Genomic DNA, 2,828 nt, shown 5'->3' on the forward strand with positions numbered 1-2,828 from the left:
GACGTCGTCTCACCCGAGTGGCATCGCGGCGTCCGCCGGCACACCTGCGACCGGCACCCGAAGACTGCCGGTTCGGCGCGGCGGCGGCTCCCGGCAGGGACTCGGCGAGAGGTCAGGGTGTGGGCGCTCGCAGGAGCGCGGCGAACCGCTCCAGGGCGAGAGTGGTGCGCTCGCGTTCGCCGGTGGTGGTGAGGTCGAACAGCAGGCCTCGCAGGACGGCCATGATGAGGGTGGGAGTGGCCGTGTCGTCGTTGCCGGTGGTGAGGTCGGCGAAGACGGCGCGCAGCGGGCCGAACCAGTCGGTGACGGCCCCTGCCTGGTCCGGGTAGCGCTCGGGGTGGGCCAGCAGGTCGGCGTGGACTTCGAAGAACAGTCGGGCATAGGGGGCACGTTCACGCGCACTCAGCCACGTCCAGATGTCACGCAGCCGCTCCTGGACAGTGGCGCCGGCCGGTGGCAGGCCCTGCATCAGGCGCTCGGAACCGCGCCGGCGCGCCTCGGCGAGAACCGCGGTCACCAATTCCTGCTTGCTGCCGAAGTCGTAGAGCAGCATCCGCGGGCTGGTACCCAGTGCCTGGGCCAGCGGACGCAGACTCAGTCCGGCCAGCCCTTGTGCGAGGACGTAGTCGGTGGCCTGCCTCACCACACGCTCACGCCGCTCCGGATCCGAACGTCGCCCCACCATGCACCGTCCTGTCGTGCGACAGCTCTGTGCGAGTATATGAAACGACTGTTTCAATAACGGAGGGGGAGCCATGGGTAGCGGCGGCACGCACGACCCCGATCGGGTGTTGGTCCTGGGGCCCGGCGGGCGCCTGGGCGTCGCATGGACGGCCGGGCTGACAGCGGGTCTGCGTGGCTTCGGGGTCGACCTGGGTGAGGCCGACCTCATGGTGGGCACCTCAGCCGGGGCGATAGTCGGCGCCGTCATCGCCACCGGGCAGGACCCCGCCCGCCTCGCCACTCTCCCCGCCCGGCGCTCCGCCGATTCTTCGGGTGCGCCGCGCCGTCCCGACCCGGCAGTGACCCGTGCGGTCTTCGCCCTCCTCGGCGATCCCCACCTGCACCCTGCCGAAGCCCGTCGCCGGGTGGGCCGCATCGCCCTGGAAACAGCAGACCCGGAGGCGGAAAATCAGCTGATCGCGCAGCGCTCCGCACTGATCGCCGCCGACGGCTGGCCGCGACGTCCACTGCTGATCCCGGCCGTCGAATGCGAGAGCGGCGAGCCGATCGTGTGGGACGCCACCACAGGTGTCCCACTGGTTCGCGCGGTCGCCGCCTCCAGCGCATTCCCCGGGATCGAGCCCCCTGTCACCGTCGACGGCCGCCGCTATCTGGACGGCGCCCTGCGAGCCGGCACGAACACCGACCTGGCGGGCGACGCCCGCGCGGTGGTCGTGGTCGACCCGCTCGCCCACCGCCACCCGCACCCCACGAGCGACGGCGCCCACCTCCTGGCTCCCGACCCCGCCGCGGTACGCCTCCTGGACGCGGAGCAGAACGGCCCCGAAGCGTGGAAGGCGGCCTACCAGGCGGGCAAGGCGCAGGCCGGCGCGGCAGCCGAGAAGCTCCGCGCGCACTGGCAGCCCGCCCAGGCCCATGGGGGCATCCCCAACCGCGACTGACGACGGCGGCTTCCCCCGCCGGGCGTCGGCAGTCCGGGCATGGCCCTTGGCGGACCGAGCCGGCGCCCATGACATGGGCGCCGGGCTTGCCCTATGAAGGCCCTTCCGTACGGCCTGACCCGTCGAAGCGAACGTCACTTGGCGGCCGGGGCGGCGGCGCCGGTGTTGGGGGTGATGCCGGTGGCGGTGGTGTTGCTGTTGGTGATGGGGATGTTGTTCACGATGATGATGTTGCCGACGGCGGGCTGACCGCCGCTCCCGGTGCGGGCGCCGCTGCTGCCGCTGTGCCGGCTGTGGTCCCAGTGACCGTGGCCACCGTGCGCGGCGGCGACCGCGGGGGCCGCCGTGTGGGCGTCGGCGGCGAAGGCGCTCGTCGGCAGCAGGACGCCGCCTGCGGCCAGGGCGCTCGAGGCGGTCAGCAGGGCCAGACGGTGGGTGCGGGTGCGGGCCATGAGGTTTCTCCTTGAGTGAGGAAGGGTCTGAGGAGGGGGGGTCCCGGGGATCCGGGGTGGGCCGTTCGCCGTGCGCGGCCTCATGTCTCCATTGAGCCCTCCCACCCCCGGCCCGGTCATGCCGCTCAATGTCGGGACTTGACAAGGGCACCGGACAGCCTTACGGGATCGATTCCACGAGCTGGTGGTCGTCGTGATCCCGGACTTGCCGGACGGGTGGCGCGGCCCCATAGGCTGAGCCCCCGGTCCGTGCTGTCTGGGGGAGCAATGACCAGTAGGTTCACCGAGTTGGTTGTCGATTGCCACGATCCGGAGCGGCTCGCGGCCTTCTGGTGCGCGGTCCTGGGCTTCAAGGTCATCGAGCGGAGCGAGGGCAAGGTCGAGATCGGCTCCTGGGTGCCGACCGTCGAGGAGGTCCGGGCCCGCCAGATGCCGCCCACTCTCGTGTTCATCCGGGTGCCCGAGGGCAAGACCGTGAAGAACCGGCTCCACCTAGACGTCAGTCCGATCGACGGCGGCACCGACGAGGAGGTGGCCAGGCTGCTCGGTCTAGGCGCCGCCAGGGTGGACGTGGGCCAGGGCCCCGGCCGGAGCTGGGTGGTCATGGCCGATCCCGAAGGCAACGAGTTCGATGTCCTGCGCACCCTGGCACCGTCCCATCAGCGGATCGGTCCCAAGCGTTGAACGTCACCTGATGCGGGCACTGGGGGGTCTGCATCGCGTAGAGCGTGCACACCAGATGCAGACACAC

General features: G+C 71.4%; 4 protein-coding genes. 2 read left to right on the plus strand and 2 right to left on the minus strand.

The window, feature by feature from the left end; all coding sequences use genetic code 11:
• Window positions 1–112 precede the first annotated feature (112 nt).
• Window positions 113–643 (minus strand): TetR/AcrR family transcriptional regulator, encoded by a 531-nt coding sequence (locus IE249_RS33370; RefSeq protein WP_189710916.1) that lies wholly within the window; start codon window positions 641–643, stop codon window positions 113–115.
• A 112-nt stretch (window positions 644–755) separates the two neighbouring features.
• Here IE249_RS33370 and IE249_RS33375 point away from each other — a divergent pair, with 112 nt between their 5' ends.
• Entirely contained in the window at window positions 756–1,625 is an 870-nt protein-coding gene (locus IE249_RS33375) for a patatin-like phospholipase family protein (protein WP_189710918.1), read from the plus strand.
• A gap of 134 nt (window positions 1,626–1,759) precedes the next feature.
• Here the strand turns inward: IE249_RS33375 and IE249_RS33380 are convergent, their stop codons facing one another.
• Window positions 1,760–2,077, minus strand: a complete 318-nt coding sequence (locus IE249_RS33380; RefSeq protein ID WP_189710920.1) for a hypothetical protein — start codon at window positions 2,075–2,077, stop codon at window positions 1,760–1,762.
• Window positions 2,078–2,344: 267 nt separating this feature from the next.
• Between IE249_RS33380 and IE249_RS33385 the strand changes: the two genes are divergently transcribed.
• Complete coding sequence (locus tag IE249_RS33385) at window positions 2,345–2,761, plus strand: VOC family protein (RefSeq protein ID WP_189710922.1); 417 nt, start codon at window positions 2,345–2,347, stop codon at window positions 2,759–2,761.
• The last annotated feature ends 67 nt before the right edge of the window (window positions 2,762–2,828 follow it).

The organism is Streptomyces anandii JCM 4720 (assembly GCF_014650655.1).
Taxonomy (GTDB): Bacteria; Actinomycetota; Actinomycetes; order Streptomycetales; family Streptomycetaceae; genus Streptomyces; species Streptomyces anandii.